This is a genomic window from Micromonospora sp. DT43 (assembly GCF_049841645.1).
In the GTDB taxonomy this organism is placed as follows: domain Bacteria; phylum Actinomycetota; class Actinomycetes; order Mycobacteriales; family Micromonosporaceae; genus Micromonospora.
This window is the reverse complement of the sequence record NZ_JBNCKR010000001.1, coordinates 662281-685602: the sequence shown is the minus strand read 5'-3', so window position 1 is coordinate 685602 and position 23322 is coordinate 662281. Positions and strand designations below refer to the sequence as shown.

The following is a 23322-nucleotide window of genomic DNA, read 5'->3' as shown; positions in this document are numbered from 1 at the left end:
CAACCGGATCACGCGCCCCCCCGCCAAACCCGCCCCTGGCCCACGGCGGGGCGGGGCGCGGGTATGGCGAGGGCCCCGCCCCCGGCGATCGTGAGATCGCGGGGACGGGGCCCGTCGTCGTTCAGCGGGTCACTTGCCGCCGGCGAGCTTCTCCCGCAGAGCGGCGAGCGCCTCGTCGGTGGCCAGGGTGCCGGCCGGCTCCTCGGCCTGCCGGCTCGGGGCCGGGCTGGACGAGGAGGTGGTGCCGCCACTCGCGGCCGGAACGGCCGGAGTCGGGTTGGCAGCGGCCTCGGCGTCGGCGGCGCGAGAGGTCTGCACCTGCTTGGTGTGGGCCTCCCAACGCTGACGGGCCTCGGCGTACTGGTTCTCCCAGGTCTCGCGCTGCTTGTCGTACCCCTCGAGCCACTCGCCCGTCTCCGGGTCGAAGCCCTCCGGGTAGATGTAGTTGCCCTCGGCGTCGTACGTCGCGGCCATGCCGTAGAGGGTCGGGTCGAAGTGCTCCTCGCCCTCGACGAAGCCCTCGTTGGCCTGCTTGAGCGACAGCGAGATCCGGCGGCGCTCCAGGTCGATGTCGATGACCTTGACCATGACCTCGGAGCCGACCTGGACGACCTGCTCCGGGATCTCCACGTGGCGCTCGGCCAGCTCGGAGATGTGGACCAGGCCCTCGATGCCGTCGTCCACCCGGACGAACGCACCGAACGGCACCAGCTTGGTGACCTTACCCGGCACGATCTGCTGGATCGCGTGGGTGCGGGCGAACTGCCGCCACGGGTCCTCCTGCGTCGCCTTCAGCGACAGCGAGACGCGCTCGCGGTCCAGGTCGACGTCCAGGACCTCGACCTCGACCTCCTGGCCGACCTCGACGACCTCGGACGGGTGGTCGATGTGCTTCCAGGACAGCTCGGAGACGTGCACCAGACCGTCGACGCCGCCGAGGTCCACGAAGGCGCCGAAGTTGACGATCGAGGACACGACGCCCTTGCGGACCTGGCCCTTCTGCAGCTTGTTGAGGAACTCGGTGCGCACCTCGGACTGCGTCTGCTCCAGCCAGGCCCGGCGGGACAGGACCACGTTGTTGCGGTTCTTGTCCAGCTCGATGATCTTGGCCTCGAGCTCACGCCCGACGTACGGCTGCAGGTCACGCACGCGCCGCATCTCGACCAGGGACGCGGGCAGGAAGCCGCGCAGCCCGATGTCGAGGATGAGGCCACCCTTGACCACCTCGATGACCGAGCCGCGGACGACACCGTCCTCGTCCTTGATCTTCTCGATCGTGCCCCAGGCCCGCTCGTACTGCGCCCGCTTCTTGGAGAGGATCAGACGACCCTCCTTGTCCTCCTTCTGGAGGACCAGGGCCTCGATGTGGTCACCAACCGTCACAACCTCGGCGGGGTCCACGTCGTGCTTGATCGACAACTCCCGAGAGGGGATGACACCCTCGGTCTTGTAGCCGATGTCGAGCAGGACCTCGTCCCGATCGACCTTGACGACGGTGCCTTCGACAATGTCGCCGTCGTTGAAGTACTTGATGGTCTCGTCGATCGCGGCGAGGAATGCCTCCTCGGAACCGAGATCGTCGTGGGTGACCCGGGTGGCGCTCGAGGGGGCCTCGATGCTGCTCGTCATGTGGGCGGTTGCTCCGGTCGGATGGGTTGTCACAGCAGGCTGGTGTCGCGGTGACCTGTTCGCGCCAGCGGATCCGTCGCCGGGCACACCGAACGATCACCTACGGGGATCATGATGTGCTCCGTCGACCGCGCACCTGCTCCCTGCCGAGACACACGATCCGCGAGCGCATCGTCTAGCCTACCGTGCGCATTACCACAGCGTGCAAGCCCTCCCGACTCGTCGCCGTGTGATGACCTGCGAAAGCCGAACAATCGCCCGGAAACGACCCCTCCTGTCTCGTACGTCACAGCGGTCCCAGCAACCACCTCTGCCCAGCGCGCTTGATCGCCTCGATCTCCTGGAAACCGGCGTGTCCCGACGGCCCGGAGGCCGCGACTTCATGGAAACCGAGTCGATCGAGCCGCGCCGCCGTCTTCATCCGGACGACCGGGGCCTAGCGTGAGCGCGTGGATGACGACAGCCGGGTGACCCGGCGCCGGGTGGGTGACGCCGAGGCCCGGCGGGCCAACCGCGGCTGGTGGGACACCGACGCCGACGACTACCAGGCCGAGCACGGGCGGTTCCTCGGCGACGTGGACTTCGTCTGGTGCCCCGAGGGGCTTCGTGAGGCCGACGCCCACCTGCTCGGGGACGTGTCGGGGCGGCGGGTGCTGGAGGTCGGTTGCGGCGCCGCGGCCGCCGCCCGCTGGCTCGCCACCCAGGGCGCACGGCCGGTCGCCTTCGACCTGTCCGCCGGCATGTTGCGGCACGCCGCGCAGGCCGCCGACCGCACCGGGGTACGCGTACCGCTGGTGCAGGCCGACGCGCTCGCCCTGCCGTTCGCCGACCGTTCGTTCGACGTGGCCTGCACGGCGTTCGGCGCGATCCCGTTCGTGGACGACTCGGCGGCCCTGCTCGCCGAGGTGCACCGGGTGCTGCGCCCGGGCGGCCGGTGGGTGTTCTCGGTGACCCACCCGATGCGCTGGATCTTCCTCGACGATCCCGGCGAGGGCGGCCTGAGGGCCGTGCACTCGTACTTCGACCGCTCCCCTTACGTCGAGCAGGACGACACAGGCGTCGCCACCTACGTCGAGCAGCACCGGACCCTCGGTGACCGCATCCGCGAACTGGTAGGCGCCGGGTTCCGGCTGCTCGACCTGGTGGAGCCGGAGTGGCCGGAGGGGCACGAGGGAATCTGGGGGCAGTGGAGCCCGCTGCGCGGACGACTGTTCCCCGGCACCGCCATCTTCGTCACCGAGAAGCCGGCCGGATGAACGAGTCGCACCCGCGGTCCGACCTGCGTCCCATCGATCGCCGGTAGGCTCGTCCCCATGAGCGCCGAGCCCATCCCGACATCACCTGGCCCCTGGTGTCCGGATCCGATGCGGCAGCAGCGTGCCGACTACACGCTGGAGGACCTGCTCGCGCTGCCGGACGACGCCCCCCGCGTCGAACTCGTCGACGGAGTTATCCAGGTGACACCCTCCTCCACCCTGGGCCACCAGAACATCTCCAGCCTGCTGTGGCTCTGGCTGCACAGCCACGCACCGCAGCACCTCGGGGCCGCCCAAGCCATCGGTGTCAGGCTCAGCCACAACACGAGCCGACAGCCCGACGTGCTGTTGCACCGCGCCGGCGTCGCGTCCGTCAATTCCATCCTGCGAGCAGAGGACGTCGTGCTCGCCGTGGAGATCGTCTCACCCGGGACGCGACGGATCGACAGGTTCGCGAAGCCCGGCGAGTACGCCGCCGCCGGCATTCCGTTCTACTGGCGGATCGAGCAGGACCCGGTGCACGTGTACGCGTACCGGATCGGCGACCGGGTCGGGCCGGGCGGTGAGCGGCAGTACGAGCTGGTCATCGAGGGCGGCGACGTCATCGAGCTGGCCGAGCCGTTCGACATCAAGCTGCCCGTCTCCGAGATCACCCCGTAGCCGTTTCGCCCCGACGGTGTGGGGTAGCCGAGGGGCATGGCCGAGCAGAGGTTCCACAAGGGCGACCATGTCTCCTGGTCGGCCCACGGCAGCCGCGCGTACGGCGTGGTGCAGGAGGAGATCACCGACCGGACGCGGATCCGCGGGCGGGCGGTGAACGCGGCCCCCGACGATCCGCAGTACCGGGTCCGCAGTGACGGTACGGGCCGCGACGTGGCCCACCGCCCCGAGGCGCTGCGTCATGAGCAAAAGTAACGATGGCCGGGACACCTACCGGGAGTTCACCGAGGCCGTGAACATGAAGCCCGGTGAGTTGTCCACGTGGCTGGAGACCGACGAGTCGAAGCAGGTTGGCTGGCACAAGGGCGGTCGCTCCGGCGGCGGCGAGTCGGTCGGGCACGAGTCCGGCCGGAAGATCATCAACCTGTTGCGCCGCAAGCGCGCCGACCTGTCCGAGGGCGACTACAAGCACATGCGCAAGGTGGTCGGCTACGTCCGCCGGCACATGGCCCAGCGCCCGTCCGGCGACGTCCGCGACACCAAGTGGCGCTGGTCGCTCATGAACTGGGGCCACGACCCCCTGAAGTAGCAGGCGATTCGCGCAGGATCCGCACAACATCGGTGAAGTTGCTGCCTCAGAACGCCACGACGCAGCACGTCCCCCGAAGTCGCGCAGATCGTGAAAGGGGTGCCCGCGCCGGCGGGCGGGGCCGGCGGGCGAGGACCGCGATCACGACGACCAGGTCAGGGGTTCCGGGGCAGCCCGACCCACGCAGGGATCAAGCCTGACCGCCCGGAGTGGGTCGGGCTGCCCCGGAACCCCCACACCGCAACCGCCGCGGGCCGCCCGGAACCCACGAAATCAGTGGTCAGCAGAATTCCAGTCGCGGCCCAGACCGACCGACACCTCCAGCGGCACGGACAGCGGGTACGCCCCGCCCATCTCGCGCCGCACCAACGCCTCCAACGCCTCCCGCTCACCCGGGGCGACCTCGAAGACCAGTTCGTCGTGCACCTGCAACAGCATGCGGGAGCGCAGGCCGGCGTCGCCGAGGGCGGTGTCGACGTGCAGCATCGCCACCTTGATGATGTCGGCAGCCGACCCCTGGATGGGGGCGTTGAGAGCCATCCGCTCGGCGATGTCGCGGCGCTGCCGGTTGTCGCTCACCAGGTCGGGCAGGTAGCGGCGGCGACCCAGGATGGTCGAGGTGTAGCCGTCCTGACGGGCCTTGGCGACGACCTGGTGCAGGTAGTCGCGCACTCCGCCGAAGCCGGCGAAGTAGTTCTCCATCAGGCCCCGCGCCTCTTCGGTGCCGATGGTGAGCTGCTGGGACAGGCCGAACGCGCTGAGCCCGTACGCCAGGCCGTAGTTCATGGCCTTGATCTTGCGTCGCTGGTCCGGGGTGACCTCGTCGACAGGCACGCCGAAGACCGACGAGGCGGTGGCGGCGTGGAAGTCGGCCCCGGAGTTGAACGCCTCGATCAGCGCGTCGTCCGACGACAGGTGCGCCATGATCCGCATTTCGATCTGGCTGTAGTCGGCGGTGAGCAGGCACTCGTACCCCTCGCCCACCACGAAGGCCCGCCGGATGCGCCGGCCCTCCTCGGTGCGGATCGGGATGTTCTGCAGGTTGGGCTCGGTCGAGGAGAGACGCCCGGTGGCCGCCACCGTCTGGTTGAAGGTGGTGTGGATCCGGCCGTCGTCGGAGACGGACTTGAGCAGGCCATCCACTGTCGACTTGAGCTTGGCGACGTCGCGGTGGCGCAGCAGGTGGGCAAGCACCGGGTGCGGATTCTGCGCGTAGAGCCACTGCAGGGCGTCGGCGTCGGTGGTGTAGCCGGTCTTGATCTTTTTGGTCTTCGGCAGGCCCAGCTCGGTGAAGAGGATCTCCTGGAGCTGCTTGGGCGAGCCGAGGTTGAACTCCCGACCCACCGCCTCGTACGCGCCCTGCGCGGCGGTCTTGACCTCGCCGGCGAAGTGCGCCTCCAACTCCTGGAGGTAGTCGTTGTCGGCGGCGATGCCTGTGCGCTCCATGCCGGCGAGCACCCGCATCAGCGGCAGCTCCACCCCGGCCATCAGCCGCGCGGACTGCTCGCCGTCGCGGGACAGCTCGGCGTCGATCGCGTCGGCGAGGTCGAGGGTGGCGCGGGCCTGGAGCATGAGGTTCTGCTCGGCCACGCCCTCGTCGCCCAGTCCGTCGAGGGTTAGCTGGCCGGTCTCCGGCGCGTCCACCCGCAGCTCGCGGTGCAGGTAGCGCAGGGCCAGGTCGGTCAGGTCGTAGGACCGCTGGTCGGGGCGGGCCAGGTAGGCGGCGATCTGCGTGTCGCGGACGATGCCGGCCAGCTCCCAGCCGTGTGCGGCGCAGGCCAGCACCGCCGGCTTGCTGTCGTGCAGCACCTTGGGCCGCTGCGGGTCGGCCAGCCAGCCGGCGAGGGCACCCTCGTCGGTGGCGTCGAGCCCGGTCGGGTCGACCCAGGCGGCCGCGCCACCGGCGCTGGCCAGCGCCAGCCCGGTGATCGAGGCGGTGTGCCGGCGGTTGGGGCCGGTGTCGAGCTTGACGGCGAGCCCGACGGAGGTGCCGGTCGGGGCGTGGGTGCCCAGCCAGGTGGCGAGCCCTCCCGGCTCGGTGAGCACCTCGCCGGTGAGGTCGAAGCCCGACTCGGCCTCCGGCTCGACGGCCTCCAGGTACTGGTAGAGGCGGTCGCGCAGGATGCGGAACTCCAGGGTGTCGAAGACCTGGTGCACCGCCTCCCGGTCCCAGCCGCCCCAGCGGGTGTCCTCCGGGCGCAGCGGCAGCTCCAGGTCGGAGACGAGGCGGTTGATCTCGTAGTTGCGGATCACGTCAGCGAGCCGCTCCCGCAGGCTGTCACCGGCCTTGCCCTTGATCTCGTCGGCGCGGGCGATCACGCCCTCCACCCCGCCGTACGTGGTGATCCACTTGGCGGCGGTCTTCGGGCCGACGCCCGGGATGCCGGGCAGGTTGTCGCTGGTCTCGCCGACAAGCGCGGCGAGGTCCCGATACTGCTGTGGGCCGACGCCGTACTTCGCCTCGATCGCCGCCGGGTCCATCCGGGCCAGGTCGGAGACGCCCTTGCGCGGGTAGAGGACGGTGATCTGGTCGTCGACCAGCTGGAACGCGTCGCGGTCGCCGCTGCTGATCAGCACCGACATGCCCTGGTCGCGGGCCTGGCAGGCGAGCGTGGCGATGACGTCGTCGGCCTCGAAGCCCTCCTTCTCGACCACCGGGATCTGCAGCGCCGCCAGGACCTCCTTGACGAGGCTGACCTGGCCCTTGAAGTCGGTAGGGGTCTCGCTGCGACCCGCCTTGTACTCCGCGTACTTCTCCGTACGGAAGGACCTGCGGGAGACGTCGAAGGCGACGACGATGTGGGTGGGCTGCTCGTCGCGCAGGACGTTGATCAGCATCGAGGTGAAGCCGTACACCGCGTTGGTCGGCTGACCCGTCGTGGTGGAGAAGTTTTCCACGGGCAGGGCGAAGAACGCCCGGTATGCCAGGGAATGTCCGTCGACGAGAAGCAGGCGCGGCGTCGTAGCTGTCACGGCAGCGACTCTAGTCCGTCGCACCGACAACCCCGGCTGGCGGCACCGCGCCACGGGCGCGAAAACACACCACCGGCACGAACGCCGACGGCCGGCCGCCCACGAGGGGACGACCGGCCGCCGGATGCGGTGGCTCAGGCCACGCCGAGGTACGCCTCCTTGACCGACGGGTCGTGCAGCAGGTCCTGGCCGGACCCCTCCTTCACGATCCGGCCGGTCTCCAGTACGTAACCGCGGTGCGCGCGGGAGAGCGCCTGCTGGGCGTTCTGCTCGACCAGCAGGATCGTGGTGCCCTGCTGGTTGATCTCGGTGATGATGTCGAAGATCTGCCGGATCACCAGCGGGGCCAGACCCATCGACGGCTCGTCGAGCAACAGCAGCTTCGGCCGGCTCATCAGCGCCCGGCCGACCGCGAGCATCTGCTGCTCGCCGCCGGACAGGGTGCCGCCGGCCTGCTTGCGCCGCTCAGCCAGCCGCGGGAAGAGGGTCAGCACCCGCTCCAGATCGGAGGCGATGCCTGCGGAGTCCCGCCGGGTGTACGCCCCCATGTCCAGGTTCTCCATGACCGTCATGCCGGGGAAGATCTGCCGGCCCTCCGGTGACTGACACAGCCCTCGGACCACCCGCAGGTCGGCCCGAAGCTTGCTGATGTCCTCACCGTTGAACGTGATCTTTCCGCCGGCGAGCGACCGGGTCCCGGAGATGGCCCGCATCGTGGTGGTCTTGCCGGCGCCGTTCGCGCCGATCAGGGCCACCACCTCCCCCTCGTCCACCCGGAGGCTGATCCCGTGCAGCGCCTCGATCCGGCCGTACGCGACGGCGACATTCTCAAGCTCAAGCAGCGTCATCGGCGGGCTCCCCCAGGTACGCGGCGATCACCTTCGGATCGCGGCTGACCTCCGCGGGCGCACCCTCGGCGATCTTGCGGCCGAACTCCAGCACCACGATCCGGTCGGTGACCCCCATGACGAGGCGCATGTCGTGCTCGATGAGCAGCACGGTCAGGCCCTTGTCACGGATCTGGCGAATCAGGGTGAGGAGCTCCTCCTTCTCCGCCGGGTTGAAGCCGGCGGCCGGCTCGTCCAGGCAGATGAGCTTCGGCTCGGTCGCCAGGGCGCGGGCGATCTCCAACCGGCGCTGGTAGCCGTACGGCAGGTTGCGCGCCTCGTCGTTGGCCCGGTCGGCGATCCCGACGAAGCGCAGCAACTCGAGCGCCTTGGCCTCGGCCGCCCGCTCCTCCAGGATGTGCCGGGACAGGCCGAAGATCTTCGCGGCCGACAGGCGCACCTGCTGCCACGTCCGGGCGATCCCGGACGCGGCGGTGACCTGCGGCAGTTCCTCCGGCTTGGGCCGAACGCGGTAGAGCCGGAACAGCGCCCCCGGCACACTTGTCTTGTGCCGGGAGTCCGTGCCGACCATGACGTTCTCCAGCGCCGTCATCTCCGGGAAGAGACGGATGTTCTGGAACGTCCGGGAGATGCCCAACTGGCTGATCTGGTGCGGCTTGCGGCCGGTCACCCTCTGGCCCCGGAACCGGACCGCGCCCGAGGTCGGCTTGTAGACCCCGGTCATCACGTTGAAGCTGGTGGTCTTGCCGGCGCCGTTCGGCCCGATGAGGCCGAGAATCTCGCCCTCGTAGATCTGGAAATTGATCTTGTCGAGGGCGACCACGCCGCCGAAGCGGAGCGTGACGTCGTCGACTTCGAGAAGCACCTGCCGAGGTCCCGGCTGAGTCGGGATCTTCGGCGTCACGGCGCTGGTGGACTGGTCAGACACGAGCGGGCACCTCCTCTGCCTCGGCCGCGCGGTCGGACAACTCGCGGGCACGCCGCCGGCTGGGCACGAGACCCTGCGGACGCAGGATCATCACCAGCACCATGGCCAGGCCGAAGACCAGCCACCGGTAGTCGGCGAAGTCGCGGAACCGCTCCGGCAGGTACGCCAGCAGCACCGCGCCGAGCGAGACACCGATCATGTTGCCGGAGCCACCGACCACGACCATCGCGACGAAGAGGATGGACAGGTTCGCGTTGAACTGGGTCGGGTCGATGAACGCGTTCCGGCTGCCGAAGAGGAAGCCCGACAGGCCGCCGAGCGCCGCGCCGATGGCGAACGCCCAGAGCTTGAACTTGAACGGGTAGACACCCATCACCGCTGCGGCGTCCTCGTCCTCGCGCACCGCCAGCCACGCCCGGCCCACCCGGCTGTGCTCCAGCCGGCGCACCAGGAACACCATGATCAGCACGAACGTGATCGCCAACCAGTACCACGGCTTCGCGTCGATCAGACCGAACACCTTGTTGTCCGGCGACGGCGGGCCCTCCGGACCGGGGATGGCCGAGATGCCCACCGGGCCGTTGGTCAGCCCGTTGGCGTTGCGGGCCACGATCCGGATGATCTCACCGAAGCCCAGCGTCACGATGGCCAGATAGTCACCGCGCAGACGCAGCGTCGGCCAGCCCAGCAGCACCCCGGAGACCATGGTCAGCACGATCGCGATGAACAGGCAGATCGCCCAGGTCACCGCCCACGTCGGCGGGAGGTTGAACTCCTGCTGGATCCACTTCACCACGGGGGAGTTCACCGACCCGAACAGCGCCACGCTGTACGCGCCGATGGCGAAGAAGCCGATGTAGCCCAGGTCGAGCAGGCCGGCGAGACCGACCACCACGTTCAGGCCGATCGCGACCAGCACGTAGATGGCGCAGACGAAGAGCACGCCCGCCCAGTTGTTGCCGCCCTTGATCGAGTCGGTCCGCAGCCAGGTCAGGCCCGGAATGCCGAGGAGCGGCAGGTAGTAGAGGATCGCCACGAAGGCGGCCAGCCCGAGGGCCTGCTGCCACTTCGTGAGCGCCCGCCAGCGGTCGCCGATGCCGGTCAGCAGCGTCACCCGACGCTGATCGGCGGAGCGAATCTTGTTGATCATGCGCGGGCCCTCCCGAGCGACTCGCCCAACAGACCGGTCGGCCGGAACATCAGCACCACGATCAGCACCACGAAGGCGATGACGTCCTCCCAGTTGGACGCGAAGAGCGTGGCGCCGTAGACCTCGACGACGCCGAGGAAGAGGCCACCGAGCAGCGCGCCGCGCAGGTTACCGATTCCGCCCAGGACCGCGGCGGTGAACGCCTTCAGGCCGAGCACGAAACCGATGCTGTTCTGGGTGAACCCGAACCGCATGCTCCACAACAGAGCCGCGGCGCCGGCCATGATGCCGCCCAGCACGAAGATCAGCATGATGACGCGCTCCTGGTTGACGCCCATCAGCGCGGCCGTCTCCGGGTTCTGCGCGACAGCCCGCACGCCCCGGCCGTACCGGGTGCGGTTGATGAACCAGTCCAGCAGCGCCATCATCGCCACGGCCGCCACGAACACGATCAGCTGGATGTTGGTGATCCCCGTGTTGCCGATGGTGAACAGGGTCTTCTGCTGGATGAGCGTCGGCATACCGACGATCTGCCGGGGCCGGCCGAACACATCCGGCAGCACGCCACCGAGCAGCTTGGGCAGCACCTGCCCGAAGAGCTCCACGAACACCAGCGACAGACCGATCGCGGTGATCAGGAAGATCAGCGGCGGCGCGTTCTTGCGCCGCAGCGGCCGGTAGGCCACCCGCTCCAGCGCCAGAGCCGTACCGCCCGAGGCGACCGCCGCGACGATGAGGCCGAGCACCAGGAAGAGGATCGCCTGGCCGATTGGGGGGTTATTTTCCACACCGAGCTGGTTCCACAGGATCAGCACCGCGAAGGTGCCGACCATGAAGACCTCGGAGTGCGCGAAGTTGATCAGACGGAGGACGCCATAGACAAGTGTGTAGCCAAGGGCGATCAGGGCGTAGATGGCGCCCTTGGAAAGGCCATCGACCGTGTGCTGGCCGAGATGACCGATCAGTTCATCGAAATGCACCGGGGGTCTCCTTGAATCGAGTGCGGCCGGGGTGAGACACCCCGGCCGCACTCCATCGCCTTGGCGTCAGCTGAGCTTGAGCTCCTGCAGCGGCTCGATGGCCTCGCCCTTGATCTGGTAGGCCCAGATGACGACCTTCGACGGGTCGACGTCGCCCTTGGAGTCGAACTTGATGTACTTCGACACACCCTGCTTGTCGTACGCCTTCACGTACGCCAGGATGTCCGCCCGGCTCTTCTTGCCGTCCTTGAAGGCGTCCAGGTAGACCTTGGCGCCGTCGAAGCCCTCCGCACCGTAGGAACCCGGCGCGATGCCGTACTCCTTCTGGTAGTCGGCGGAGAAGGTGCCACCGGCCTTGTCGGGCGGGAGGCACGGGCAGGTGATGATCGCGCCCTCGGCGCCACCGGAGGCACCCTTCGGGAACGCCGGGTCGTACAGACCGTCCGGGCCGACGAACTTGGCCTGGACACCGGCGGCGCGCATCTGCTTCACCAGCGGCGCGGCCTCACGGGTGTAACCGCCGTAGAAAACGAAGTCCGCCTTCGCGGCCTTGATCTTGGAGATGGTGGCGTCGAACTGCGCCTGCCGCTCCTGGATCTTGTCCTTGTTGACCACCAGCGGGCCGAGCTGCTTGCCCAGCTCATCGGTGATGCCCGCGCCGTACGCGCTGGCGTCATCGACCATGAAGACCTTCTGCGCGTTCTGCGCCTTCAGGTAGCTCGCCACCGCGCCGGCCTGCGTGCTGTCGTTGCCGACCACCCGGAAGAAGGACGTGTTGCCCTTCTGGGTCAGGTCCGACCGCGTCGCCGACGGGCTCACCATCGCCAGGCCGGCGGCCTGGTAGATCGGCATCGTGGCGTCCGACTCACCGGAGAAGTGACCACCGATGACACCGAGGAACGACTTGTCACCCGCGATCTGGTTCGCGAACGGGGTCGCCACAGCCGGGTCGCCCTGGGTGTCGAACGGCTGCATCTCGACCTTGCAGTTCGGGTTCGCCTCGTTGAACTGCTTCACGGCGAGCTTCGCGCCGTTCAGCGACGGGATCACCAGACCCGCGTTGTCACCGGTGAACGCGCCGAAGATCGCGATCTTGCCACCGCAGTCACCGGACGCGGTCCCACCGTCGCCGCCACCGGAATCCTGGCAACCAGCCGCGACCACAAGGGTCGCGGCGAGCGCAACGGTGCCCAGCGCCCGTACATAGCTTCGCCTCACGGCTTCCTGACCTCCTCCAGATGCGGACGCGTCTGACCCGTAGTGACGGCGACAGCACGCAGACCGCAGATCCACCCACCCCGCAGGGACGCCCCCTGCGTAACGGCTCGTGATGGCGGAGCGTACCGACACCGCATACCGTCCCGGAAGGCCTGAACGGGGGGTCTGCGAAACCGTTACGAAGACGAGGGCAATCCTGTCGATGCCCGTAACAGGTGAATCCGTCGATCGGTCCTTAAGTCCGCGCGCGGGCGGAGCAACCCCACACCCACCCGGACCAGCGGATCCCATCGAAAAGACGGCCTGAACTGCGCAAACAATCCGACAGTCGGGCCACCAGGCCACCGGAGCGCCGGACACCACCCCTCAGGCACCCACCCCGCCCGCCCACCACAGCCCGGACCGCGACCCGTCGTCCACCGCCAACCACCACCGGTCACCCACCGCCACCAGCGCCACATCCCGGTCGGCACTCGCCGCCACATCGAGTGGCATCGCGGCCTCCCGCCACGACCCGCCCCGATCCGCCGACACCCACACCGAGTAACGCGCACCGTCCGTCACCGCGGCGAACATCCGATCCCCGGATGCCACAAGTGACGCCACCTGAGGCACCCCCGCCCCCGACCGCCGCCCGAACGCCCCGGCCGCCACCCAGCCCGTCGCCTCCTGACGCCACGCGCCGAACGTCGCCCCCCGCAGCCCGACCGCGACCGGCACCCCACCGGCCAGCACCACCCGCTGCAACTCCTCGTAATCCGGACCGCCCGGCAACACCGTGCGCTGCCACGACCGCCCATCCGGCGACGACCACACCGCCGGGTCCCGGTCGATCCGACCCGCCGGCAGCAGACCACCCACCGCCAGCCAGCCCGAGGACGTCGCCGCCGCGTCGAACGCCCAGGTCACCCCCGTGGCGTCACTCGCCAACCCCGGCGCGCCCTCCACAAGCGCGAACTCCGCCGCCGCCGGCGACGACACCCAGGAGGCCGCACCCGCCGAACGGTTGCCCACGATCAACCAGCCCGACGGACCCGCCGCCAGGCGGGACACGTTCACCGCCTTCGGCCCGCCGTACGTCTCGAACGACGCCTGCACCTCGACCAACGCACCGTCGGCGAGCTGCCGCCACGTGCTCACCCGCGGATTGCCGTGCGCCCCGCCGACCTTCGCGCCGATCACCGCCGCCCGACCGTCGCGGCACGCCACCGACGACAGCACGTTCTGCTTGCCGTAGAACGAATCCGCCCGCACCGGCAGCACCGTCCACGTCGTACCGTCCACGCTGGTCCAGGCCGCCGGGCGCGTGTCGCCAGCCGTGTCCACGACACCACCGACCAGGAACCACCGGCCGGCGCAAGCCGCCACGTCCCGCACCAGCAGGCGACCCGCCCCACCCGGCGGCGCCGGCACCGTCAGTGCCTGCCACGCCGGCCGCAGCGCGGGCGCGGCGGCGGCGGACGGCCGGTCAGCGCTCGGCGCGGACGGCGCGTCACAGCCGGCGAGCAGCAGCGCGAAGAGACCGAACACCGCGAACACCCGTCGGACGGACACCCGTCGATGCTAACCACCCACCGGCCCTGCGCGGTGCCCCCGAACAGGGCAGACGCGCTCAGACGCTCGGCTGCTGCGCCACCTCGCCGCCAGCGGTCTCCGCGAGGATCCGCTCGGCGACCTCCTTCATGGTCATCCGGTGGTCCATCGCCGTGCGCTGGATCCACTTGAACGCCTGCGGTTCGGTCATCCCGTACGTCGTCATCAGCGCGCCCTTGGCGCGCTCCACCGTCTTACGGATCTCCAGGCGGTCGGTCAGGCTCGCGACCTCGGCCTCCAGGGCCGCGACCTCCGAGTAGCGCGACAGCGCGATCTCCACCGCGGGGACCAGGTCACTCTTCTGGAAGGGCTTCACCAGGTACGCCATCGCGCCCGCCGCCCGCGCCCGCTCCACCAGGTCCCGCTGGCTGAACGCGGTCAGGATGATCACGGGGGCGATCCGGGCGCCGGCGATCCGCTCGGCGGCGGCCAGCCCGTCCATGATCGGCATCTTGATGTCGAGGATGACGAGGTCGGGCTTCAACTCCTCGGCGAGGCGCACGGCGGTCTCGCCGTCGCCGGCCTCCCCCACCACCTCGTAGCCCTCTTCGACGAGCATCTCGGCGAGGTCCAGCCGGATCAGCGCCTCGTCCTCGGCGATCAGTACGCGCCTACGCTCGGCATCCGTCGGCATCTCGGCCACCAGCCCTACCCCCACCAGTTAGAACCTGACACCCGCCCAGCCGGGTGTCACCGCCCTCAGCGTAGTGGGTAATCTATCCAGGCCGGGAAACCGACGGCCCCTGTAGTCCAATGGCAGAGACAATGGTTTCAAAATCCATACAGTGTGGGTTCGAATCCCACCGGGGGCACCAAACTTGTCGTACGGCTGTTCCAAACTTTTCCTGTGCACCCACCTGAACTGCGCTTACAGGCCCACGCTCTCCGCGCTCGCGGACACAACATCCACTCCGTAGCGCGGACGCTCTCCCTGCCGTACGCCACGGTCTGGCACTGGTGCGTCGATCGCCCCGAGCCGGCGAAGCGCGGCTCGGAGCTACGGTGCTTCCGCTGCCTCCCCGATGTCGAAGATCCGACCGACCCCGCCGCCTACGCTTACCTGCTCGGTCTCTACCTGGGCGACGGTCACCTTGCCGTCTCACCGAAGGTGCCGGTGCTTCGGATCGCGTGCACGGCGGTCTATCCGAATCTCGTCGACGCGTGCGAGGCGGCCATGCTCGCGGTGCTCGCCGCTCGTGTGCAGCGGATCCCCAAGCATGGCTGCATCTCGGTCGAGAGCAGCGGAAAGCACTGGACGTGCCTGCTCCCCCAGCACGGGCCCGGCAAGAAGCACGAGCGCCCGATCGTCCTGACCGACTGGCAACGACCGATCGTCGAGAGCCACGCGGGCCACTTCCTGCGCGGCCTGTTCCACTCCGACGGCTGCCGATGCGCCAACCGGGTGACGGTGCGTGGCAAGGAGTACGTCTACCCGCGCTACATGTTCTCGAACAGGTCGGCCGACATCATGGGGCTCTGCCAGTGGGCTCTGGACCTGCTCGATATTCCGTGGCGGATGAACCTCTCCTGGTCGCTGTCGGTGGCGCGACGCGACGCGGTCGCCGCGCTCGACCGGCACGTCGGCCCGAAGTCCTGACCGCTGCGCACGCCGATGACAGCCGCCATGTCGGTCAGCGCGGCGCTGGCGGACAGCGGCGGCCAGGCCGCGCGTGCGAGCCTGACTGCCAGGCGGGGGCGGCATCGACGACAGGAGCGGGTTCTGATGCGGGTGGTCATTTTCGGTGCGACCGGGATGGTCGGCCAGGGTGTGCTGCGGGAGTGCCTGCTCGCCGAGGACGTGCGGGAGGTGGTCACCGTCGGCCGGCGGCCGACCGGTCGGCAGGATCTGAAGCTACGGGAGCTGACGGTGCCCGACGTGGGTGACCTGGAGGCGGTCCGCGCGGAGTTGACAGGCGTCGACGCGTGCTTCTACTGCCTGGGGGTCTCGTCGCTGGGTCTGGACGAGGCGGCGTACACCCGGATCAGCTTCGACTACCCGGTGGCGGCGGCGCGGCTGTTGGCCGAGGTGAGCCCGCCTGTCACGTTCATCTACGTCTCGGGTGTGGGGACCGACTCGTCGGAGCGGGGTCGCGTGATGTGGGCGCGGGTCAAGGGGCGTGCCGAGAACGCGATCATCGACCTGCTGCCCAACGGGTACGCGGCGCGACCCGGTTTCATCCAGCCGACGTACGGGGTGGTGTCGAAGACACGGTGGTACCGGGTGGGATACGCGGTCACCCGTCCGCTGTTCCCGGTGTTGCGGCGCGCCTTCCCCAACCAGGTCACCACGACGGACGGGATCGGTCGGGCGATGCTGCGGGTGGCCCGGGAGGGCGCGCCGACCCGGGTGCTGGGCAACCGCGAACTGCGCTGATCAGACGATCGCGTCGAGCGCCTGGGCCAGGTCGGCGCGCAGGTCGTCGGGGTCTTCCAGGCCGACGGAGAGGCGCAGCAGCGCGCCGTCGGGCTTCGCGTCGCCCTCGACGGGCCGGTGGGTGAGCGAGGCGGGGTGCTGGATGAGGGTGTCCACGCCGCCGAGGGACACGGCGTGGGTGATCAGCCGGCAGGCGGCGGCGACGGTGGCGGCTGCGGGCGCGCCGCCGCGTACCTCGAAGGCGAGCAGGCTGCCGGGGCCGGCCATCTGCCGGCCGACAAGCGCCGCCGGGTCGTACACCGAGGGGTGGTGCACCCGGTGTACGGCCTGGTGGCCGGCGAGCCAGCCGGCCAGTTTCTCGGCGGTGGCCTGCTGGGCGCGGACCCGCAGCGGCAGGGTCTGCAGGCCGCGGTGCAGGAGGTAGCCGCCGAGGGGGTGCAGGATCGCGCCGGTGACGGCGCGGACCTGACGTAGTCGGACGGCCCAGTCGGCGTCGCAGGCGACGACGCCGGCGAGGACGTCGCCGTGCCCGCCGATGCTCTTGGTGGCGCTGTGCAGCACGAGGGTGGCGCCGTGCCGGGCGGGTTGTTGGAGCACGGGGGTGGCGACGGTGTTGTCGACGAGCACTGGTACGTCGCCGGCGGCGGTGGCGAGGGCGGCGATGTCGACGAGGTCGAGGGTGGGGTTGGCGGGCGTCTCGATGACGACGAGCGCGGTGTCGGGGCGGATGGCGTCGGCGACCTGGTCGGGGTGGGCCCAGGTGACAGTGGTGCCGAGCAGGCCGCTGGCGAGGACGTGGTCGGTGCCGCCGTAGAGGGGACGGACGGCGACGATGTGACGCTGGCCGTCGCGGGTGGCGGCGAGGAGGGTGGCGGTGAGGGCGGCCATGCCGCTGGCGAAGGCGACGGCCTGGGCGGTGCCCTCCAGTTCGGCGAGGGCGGTTTCGAAGCGGGCGACTGTGGGGTTCCAGAGCCGCTGGTAGACGGCGCTGCCGTCGGCCGGGAGGGTGCCGCCGGTGGCGAGCTGCTCGTAGGCGTCGCCGCCGTCGTCGACCGAGGGCAGTGGGTTGGTGGTGGAGAGGTCGATCGGTGGTACGTGCACGCCGAGCGTGCGCAGGTCGTCGCGGCCGGCGTGTACGGCCCGGGTGTCCACCGTCGTCATGGCGGTAGCGTCGAACATCCGGTGCCGACAGGGCAATGGCTTGGTGGATAATTCTGGGCCGGGCGCTGGCTTCGTTGAGACATTCGGTGAAGGATGGTCGGATGCCCCCCGCGCCGAACGAAGTGCGGCCGTATCCGGCCCTGGACGAGGTGGACCGCGCGATCCTCGCCGAACTGGCGGCGGACGGCCGGTTGCCGAACAACGCGCTCGCCGAGCGGGTGGGGGTGGCGCCGTCGACGTGTCTGACGCGGACGCGGGCGTTGCGCGAGCGCGGGGCGATCCGCGGCTTCCACGCCGAGGTGGACCCGGCCGCGCTGGGCCTGCCGTTGCAGGCGTTGGTGTCGGTGCGGTTGACCGCGCACGAGCGGGCGGCGGTGGACGCGTTCCGGGCCCGATCGGTGCGCCTGCCCGGGGTGGTGTCGGTGTTCCACGTGGCCGGCGCGGAGGATTACGTGCTGCACGTGCGGGCGGCGTCGGGGGACGCGCTGCGGGACTTCGTGCTGGATCACCTCGCGGTCGACCCGGTGGTGCAGCACACGCAGACCAGCCTGATCTTCGAGCAGGCGCGCGGGGTGGGCTGAGCGCAGGCCCGCGGGGTGGGCTGAGCGCAAGCCCGCGGGGTGGGCTGAGCGGCGGTCGGAATGAACGGGCAGGTCGGAGAGTTGGCATTGCGTGTGATCACCGTACCGATGTCTGTTCTTGATCTTGCCCCGGTCGCCAAGGGGACCACCGCCGGCGCGGCGCTGGAGGCCACCACCGAGCTGGCCCGGCGCACCGAGGAGCTGGGCTACCACCGGTTCTGGGTGGCCGAGCACCACAACATGCCGGCGATCGCCAGCTCCGCGCCTGCGGTGCTGCTGGCGCACCTGGCGGCGAACACCTCGACGATCCGCCTCGGATCGGGCGGGGTGATGCTGCCCAACCACGCGCCGCTGGTGGTGGCCGAGCAGTTCGGCACCCTGGAGGCGCTGCACCCCGGTCGGATCGACCTGGGCATCGGACGCGCGCCGGGCACCGACCAGGTGACCGCGCTGGCGTTGCGGCGCACCATGGAGGGCCTGTCGGCGGAGGGTTTCCCACGCGAGCTGGCGGACCTGATGAACTACTTCAGCGGGGAGAAGTCGGGGCAGATCATCGCCACCCCGGGTCGGGGTGAGCAGCCGGCGGTGTGGCTGCTCGGTTCCAGCGGCTTCAGCGCCCAACTGGCCGGCCTGCTGGGTCTGCCGTTCTCCTTCGCGCACCACTTCAGCTCGGCGAACACGCTGCCGGCGTTGGCGCTGTACCGGCAGAACTTCCGGCCGTCGCAGTGGCTGGACAAGCCGTACGCGATGGTGGCCGTCAACGCGGTGTGCGCCGAGACCGACGAGCGGGCCGAGTGGCTGGCCGGGCCGAGCGCGCTGTCGTTTCTGAAGCTGCGCTCCGGTCGACCGGAGCCGCTGTCGACGCCCGACGAGGCGGCGGCGTACCCGTACACGGAGATCGAGCGGGAGTTCGTGTTGCAGCGGCGCGACGGTCAGGCGCTGGGCTCGCCGGAGACGGTGCGCCGGCAGCTGACCGAGTTGCAGGAGCGCACCGGCGCGGACGAGTTGATGCTCACCACCCTGGTCTACGACGTCGCCGACCGGGTGCGGTCGTACGAATTGATCGCCGAGCAGGTGGCGGGGGGTCTGCGTCGGGACGCGTGAAACACGATCTTCACGTCAGCGTCACCCCCACGACCCCGACGGTGCCTAATGTTGGTGCCGGTGGTGGTACGGCATCCCCGGTCGGGACGGGTCGGGAATGCCGCGGTGTGGAGCACCGGGCCGGAGCTGTGCGGATTCCGCGGCTGCGGCCCGGTGCCTGCCACCTTAGGCGAACCCGATCAGGACCGCCAGAGTTAGATCAGCGTAGGTAGATGTTCGGAGTCGGTGGGCTGCTCATTCCGTCGCCGATGAAGAACCCCGGGTGTGGCGGCTGGTTGTAGGCGGTGTTCTGCCACGCGATCGCCACGCGGTACTGCGGGTCGTGCATGAGGGTGTGGATCCGGGTGCTGGTCGGGGTGGGCGTGCTGTAGATGCGCAGGGCCCGACTGTCGGTGGTCCGCCAGATCACCTCCTCCCGCCAGTCGCCGAGGATGTCCCCGGAGAGCGCCGGCGTGGACTTGGTGCCGTTGTTGGACGCCACCTGGTCGCCGGTGAGCAGCCGGGTCTCGCCGCCGGTGCCGTACTTGTCGATCTTCGTGCCGTCCAGCAGCTCGCGGACCGGGTCGCCGTCCCACCAGGCCAGGAAGTTCGTCGACGACGGCTTGCGCCCCACGTTCTGCCCGCGGGTGTTGGCCAGGCCGGAGACCGACGCCGACCACGACTCCGCACCGGGGCTGCCCGCCCAGATGTCCGCCGAGACGCCCCGGCCGTTGTCGCCGGAAGCCGGCGTGGACCACAGGATCTGACCGGTACGGGCGTCCGCGAACCAGGAGCTGGGCTTGCTCGCGTCCTCGTCGACCTTGAACACCTCCAGGCCGGGCCGACCGGGGTCGAGGTCCCCGACGTGCATGGCGTCGCCGTGCCCGTTGCCCGTCGAGTAGAGCAACCGACCGTTGTCGTCGATGGTGGCGGCGCCGTAGACGATCTCCTGGCGGCCGTCGGCGTCGACGTCGGCCACGGAGAGCTGGTGGTTGCCCTGGCCTGCGGCGGCGCCGTTGCCTGACGAGTTCGAGTCGAACGTCCAGCGCTTGGTAAGCGTGCCGTTGCGGAAGTCCCAGGCCGCGATCACCGCGCGGGTGTAGTAGCCCCGGGCCATGATCAGCGACGGGCGCTGCCCGTCCAGGTAGGCGGTGCCGGCGAGGAACCGGTCCACCCGGTTGCCGTACGAGTCGCCCCAGGACGACACGGTGCCGCGCGGCGGGTCGTAGGTGACTGTGGAGAGGATCGCGCCGGTCTGGCCGTTGAACATGGTCAGGTACTCCGGGCCGGAGAGCACGTAGCCGCCGGAGTTGCGGTAGTCCGCCGACGACGAGCCGATGAGCTGGCCGGTGCCGGAGCGGGTGCCGTCGGCGGTCTTCATGGCCACCTCGGCGCGGCCGTCGCCGTCGTAGTCGTACACCTGGAACTGGGTGTAGTGGGCGCCGGCGCGGATGTTGCGGCCCAGGTCGATCCGCCACAACCGGGTGCCGGTCAGGGTGTACGCGTCGACGTAGACGTTGCCGGTGTAGCCGGACTGCGAGTTGTCCTTGGCGTTCGACGGATCCCACTTGAGCACGATCTCGTAGGTGCCGTCGCCGTTGAGGTCACCGACGGAGGCGTCGTTGGCGCTGTAGGTGTAGCTCTCGCCGCTGGGGGTGGTCCCGCCGGCCGGCACCTGCAACGGCACGTCCAGGTAGCCGTTGGCGAACTGCAGGGCGGGAGCGGACGCCGCCTGCTCGGCGCCGCCCACCACGGCCCGCACGGTGTACGCCGAACCGGCCGCCGCGCCGCTGTCGAGATAGGAGGTGGCACCGGTGATCGGGTTGGCGTTGACCCTGGTCGAGCCGCGGTAGAGGTTGAACGAGACGCCCGAGGTCTCGGTGCCGAGCAGCCGCCAGGACACCAGGTTGCCGCTGCCGGAGCGGACGCTGATCAACCCTCGGTCCAGGTCCTCCATCTGCTTCGCCCCGGCCGGCGGCGTCGTCGGCGGTGGCGTGGTCGGCGGTGGCGTCGTCGGCGGCGGCGTGGTCGTCGGCGGCGCTGTGGTCGGCGGCGCTGTGGTCGGGCCGTCGGTGGCCGGCGCCCCGGTGCAGGTGACGCCGTTGAGCGCGAAGCTGGCCGGCGCCGGGTTGCTGCTCGTCCACGAGGCGTTGAACCCGAACGAGGCGGTGCCAAAGGTGGCGAGGGTGCCGTTGTAGTCGACGTTGCGCGCGGTCACCTGGGCACCGGACTGGGTGACTGTGGCGTTCCACGCCTGCGCGACCTGCTGGCCCGCGGCGTACGACCAGGTGAGGGCCCAGCCGTTGACCTGCTCGCCGAGGTTGGTGATGGTGACGTTGGCGCCGAAGCCGCCCTGCCACGAGTTGGTGACCTGGTAGTCGACGCGACAGCCGACGGCGGCGGCCGAGGCGACGACCGCGCCGACGGTGCCTGCCACGACGGCGGCGGCCGTCGACGCGGCCAGCAGGGTCAGCCGTTGTCTGGACGGGTGCATGAACTGCCTCCGGAGGATCCGGTGATGACCGCTGTGGTCCACCTGCCCTGCCCGGGAAGCACGGTGAACGGGTCCGTCGCCACGGCGACGAACGGCGATCTGGTCGGGTGAACGCCCTGGAACTCACGGATCCGGCTCAGCCGCATCGTAGGGCAAGCGCTTTCCGCTGCGCAATATCGACGACTGTCACGGTGCGGGGCTCTTGCCTCGCGGCGGCATGCCTGATCAACTCGTACGAATGAGCGCCCCGCACATGGACCCGGACGAGTTCCGCCGCGCCGGCCACGCCGTCGTCGACTGGATCGCCGACTACTGGACGACGCTGCACCAGCGGCCGGTCGCCCCCGCCGACCCGCCCGGGACGGTGGCCGAGGCCCTGCCGAGCACGCCGCCCACCACCGGCGGCGAGCCCGTCGAGGCGGTCCTCGCCGACCTCGACGCGATAGTCCTACCGGGACTGACCCACTGGCAGCACCCCGGCTTCTTCGGCTACTTCCCCGCGAACACCTCCGGCCCGAGCCTGCTCGGCGACCTGGTCAGCTCCGGTCTCGGCGTGCAGGGCATGCTCTGGGCCACCAGCCCGGCCTGCACCGAGCTGGAGACGGTCATGATGGACTGGCTGGCCGAGCTGCTCGACCTGCCGCAGCGCTTCCGGTCGAGCGGCGCCGGTGGTGGCGTCATCCAGGACTCGGCCTCCTCCGCGACGCTGGTGGCCACCCTGGCCGCGCTGCACCGCGTCAGCGCGGGCCGCTGGCGCGCCACAGGCATCGACAGGCGCTACCGCGCGTACGCCTCCGTGCACGGGCACTCCTCGATCGAGAAGGCCGTGCGGATCGCCGGGCTGGGCGCCGACGGGATCCGGTCGATCGACGTGGACCCGGACACCCAGGCGCTGCGCCCGGACGCGCTGCGCGCCGCCATCGAGGCGGACCTGGCCGCCGGGGACGTGCCCGCCATCGTGGTCGCCACCATCGGCACCACCTCCACCACCGCCGTCGACCCGCTGCCCGAGATCGGGGCGATCTGCGCCGAGTACGGGATCTGGCTGCACGTGGACGCCGCGTACGCGGGCGCCGCCGCCGTCTGCCCCGAGCTGCGCTGGTCGCACGCCGGCCTGGAGTACGCGGACTCCTACTGCTTCGACCCGCACAAGTGGCTGCTCACCGGCTTCGACTGCGACGCGTTCTGGGTGGCCGACCGCGGTGAGCTGATCGAGGCGCTGACCGTGCTCCCGGAGTTCCTGCGCAACGCCGCCTCCGAATCCGGGGCGGTGATCGACTACCGGGACTGGCAGGTGCCGCTGGGCCGCCGCTTCCGGGCCCTGAAGCTGTGGTTCGTGCTGCGCTGGTACGGCGCCGAGGGGCTGCGGGCACACATCCGCTCCGGGGTGGCGCTGGCCGCCCGATTCGCTGACCAGGTCCGTGCCGACGACCGGTTCGAACTGGCCGCGGCGCACCCGTTCTCGCTTGTCTGCTTCCGGCTGCGCGCCGACGACGACACCAACGCCGAGCTGCTGGCCCGGGTGAACGGCTCCGGGCGAGTGTTGCTGACGCACACCCGGGTGGACGGCCGGTACGTGCTGCGGCTGGCGGTGGGCGCACCGCAGACCAGCGAGACGCACGTCGACGAGGCCTGGACGCTGCTCGCCGAGGCCGCGGACAAACTGTCCGCCCGCTGACCTCGCGGTTGCCGCTCTTCAGCCCTGGTCGCCGCTCTTCAGCCCTGGTCGCCGCTTGCGCGGCATCCCGGCCGACCGACGCCGCCGGATCGCCGACCCGGCGTCGATCGTCCGCCGCAGCGCCAGC

The 23322-nt window shown here is 70.2% G+C and carries 19 protein-coding genes, 1 tRNA gene and 1 pseudogene; 10 read left to right on the top strand and 11 right to left on the bottom strand.

Going from position 1 to position 23322, the window contains the following annotated elements:
* Positions 1-129 precede the first annotated feature (129 nt).
* Positions 130-1629 carry a 30S ribosomal protein S1 gene (gene rpsA, locus ACLQ26_RS03180; RefSeq protein WP_007462801.1) on the bottom strand — a complete coding sequence of 500 codons (1500 nt, stop codon included), beginning with the start codon at positions 1627-1629 and terminating at the stop codon, positions 130-132.
* 449 nt (positions 1630-2078) lie between these two features.
* Here rpsA and ACLQ26_RS03175 point away from each other — a divergent pair, with 449 nt between their 5' ends.
* The 4 genes and pseudogenes from ACLQ26_RS03175 to ACLQ26_RS03160 all read left to right on the top strand — a co-directional run.
* The gene (locus ACLQ26_RS03175; RefSeq protein ID WP_425743009.1) at positions 2079-2885 is read left to right on the top strand and encodes a class I SAM-dependent methyltransferase; all 807 of its coding nucleotides are present in this window, start codon (positions 2079-2081) and stop codon (positions 2883-2885) included.
* A 108-nt stretch (positions 2886-2993) separates the two neighbouring features.
* Positions 2994-3545 (top strand): Uma2 family endonuclease, encoded by a 552-nt coding sequence (locus tag ACLQ26_RS03170; RefSeq protein ID WP_425743008.1) that lies wholly within the window; start codon positions 2994-2996, stop codon positions 3543-3545.
* 36 nt (positions 3546-3581) lie between these two features.
* Entirely contained in the window at positions 3582-3800 is a 219-nt protein-coding gene (locus tag ACLQ26_RS03165; RefSeq protein ID WP_425743007.1) for a DUF2945 domain-containing protein, read from the top strand.
* A pseudogene (locus ACLQ26_RS03160) lies at positions 3787-4131 on the top strand (DUF3140 domain-containing protein); the annotation flags it as partial. The gene ACLQ26_RS03165 and the pseudogene ACLQ26_RS03160, both read left to right, overlap by 14 nt.
* 276 nt (positions 4132-4407) lie before the next feature.
* On the opposite strand, the gene polA reads toward ACLQ26_RS03160, so the two are convergent.
* The 8 genes from polA to ACLQ26_RS03120 form a co-directional block, all read right to left on the bottom strand.
* Positions 4408-7107, bottom strand: a complete 2700-nt coding sequence (gene polA / locus ACLQ26_RS03155; protein ID WP_425743006.1) for a DNA polymerase I — start codon at positions 7105-7107, stop codon at positions 4408-4410.
* Positions 7108-7241: 134 nt separating this feature from the next.
* On the bottom strand, positions 7242-7955 hold the full coding sequence (locus ACLQ26_RS03150; RefSeq protein WP_425743005.1) for an ABC transporter ATP-binding protein: 714 nt from the start codon (positions 7953-7955) through the stop codon (positions 7242-7244).
* Positions 7942-8859 carry an ABC transporter ATP-binding protein gene (locus ACLQ26_RS03145; protein WP_425743138.1) on the bottom strand — a complete coding sequence of 306 codons (918 nt, stop codon included), beginning with the start codon at positions 8857-8859 and terminating at the stop codon, positions 7942-7944. The genes ACLQ26_RS03150 and ACLQ26_RS03145 overlap by 14 nt, the downstream gene beginning before the upstream one ends.
* Before the next feature lie 16 nt (positions 8860-8875).
* Positions 8876-10033, bottom strand: coding sequence for a branched-chain amino acid ABC transporter permease (locus ACLQ26_RS03140; RefSeq protein ID WP_425743004.1), 1158 nt, complete (start codon positions 10031-10033; stop codon positions 8876-8878).
* Positions 10030-11013, bottom strand: a complete 984-nt coding sequence (locus ACLQ26_RS03135; RefSeq protein WP_425743003.1) for a branched-chain amino acid ABC transporter permease — start codon at positions 11011-11013, stop codon at positions 10030-10032. The genes ACLQ26_RS03140 and ACLQ26_RS03135 overlap by 4 nt, the downstream gene beginning before the upstream one ends.
* Positions 11014-11079: 66 nt before the next feature.
* Positions 11080-12231: a branched-chain amino acid ABC transporter substrate-binding protein gene (locus ACLQ26_RS03130; protein WP_425743002.1), complete on the bottom strand. Its 1152-nt coding sequence runs from the start codon at positions 12229-12231 to the stop codon at positions 11080-11082.
* Between the two features lie 366 nt (positions 12232-12597).
* The gene (locus tag ACLQ26_RS03125) at positions 12598-13785 is read right to left on the bottom strand and encodes a hypothetical protein (protein ID WP_425743001.1); all 1188 of its coding nucleotides are present in this window, start codon (positions 13783-13785) and stop codon (positions 12598-12600) included.
* Between the two features lie 58 nt (positions 13786-13843).
* Entirely contained in the window at positions 13844-14467 is a 624-nt protein-coding gene (locus ACLQ26_RS03120; RefSeq protein WP_425743137.1) for an ANTAR domain-containing response regulator, read from the bottom strand.
* Between the two features lie 96 nt (positions 14468-14563).
* Between ACLQ26_RS03120 and ACLQ26_RS03115 the strand changes: the two genes are divergently transcribed.
* From ACLQ26_RS03115 to ACLQ26_RS03105, 3 genes are all read left to right on the top strand, one after another.
* Positions 14564-14639: transfer RNA gene (locus tag ACLQ26_RS03115), tRNA-Leu, on the top strand.
* Between the two features lie 32 nt (positions 14640-14671).
* Positions 14672-15421 carry a transcriptional regulator gene (locus ACLQ26_RS03110; RefSeq protein ID WP_425743000.1) on the top strand — a complete coding sequence of 250 codons (750 nt, stop codon included), beginning with the start codon at positions 14672-14674 and terminating at the stop codon, positions 15419-15421.
* Positions 15422-15547: 126 nt separating this feature from the next.
* Positions 15548-16198 carry an NAD-dependent epimerase/dehydratase family protein gene (locus ACLQ26_RS03105; protein WP_425742999.1) on the top strand — a complete coding sequence of 217 codons (651 nt, stop codon included), beginning with the start codon at positions 15548-15550 and terminating at the stop codon, positions 16196-16198.
* Here the strand turns inward: ACLQ26_RS03105 and ACLQ26_RS03100 are convergent, their stop codons facing one another.
* On the bottom strand, positions 16199-17377 hold the full coding sequence (locus ACLQ26_RS03100; RefSeq protein WP_425742998.1) for a trans-sulfuration enzyme family protein: 1179 nt from the start codon (positions 17375-17377) through the stop codon (positions 16199-16201).
* Positions 17378-17460: 83 nt separating this feature from the next.
* Here ACLQ26_RS03100 and ACLQ26_RS03095 point away from each other — a divergent pair, with 83 nt between their 5' ends.
* Together ACLQ26_RS03095 and ACLQ26_RS03090 are read left to right on the top strand one after the other, a co-directional pair.
* A complete protein-coding gene (locus tag ACLQ26_RS03095) occupies positions 17461-17940 on the top strand; it encodes an Lrp/AsnC family transcriptional regulator (protein WP_425742997.1) in 480 nt (159 codons plus the stop codon).
* Between the two features lie 108 nt (positions 17941-18048).
* Positions 18049-19044 carry an LLM class flavin-dependent oxidoreductase gene (locus ACLQ26_RS03090; protein WP_425742996.1) on the top strand — a complete coding sequence of 332 codons (996 nt, stop codon included), beginning with the start codon at positions 18049-18051 and terminating at the stop codon, positions 19042-19044.
* A 199-nt stretch (positions 19045-19243) separates the two neighbouring features.
* Here the strand turns inward: ACLQ26_RS03090 and ACLQ26_RS03085 are convergent, their stop codons facing one another.
* Positions 19244-21517 (bottom strand): cellulose binding domain-containing protein, encoded by a 2274-nt coding sequence (locus ACLQ26_RS03085; RefSeq protein WP_425742995.1) that lies wholly within the window; start codon positions 21515-21517, stop codon positions 19244-19246.
* Positions 21518-21755: 238 nt separating this feature from the next.
* On the opposite strand from ACLQ26_RS03085, the gene ACLQ26_RS03080 reads away from it, so the two are divergent.
* A complete protein-coding gene (locus ACLQ26_RS03080) occupies positions 21756-23195 on the top strand; it encodes a pyridoxal-dependent decarboxylase (RefSeq protein ID WP_425742994.1) in 1440 nt (479 codons plus the stop codon).
* The last annotated feature ends 127 nt before the right edge of the window (positions 23196-23322 follow it).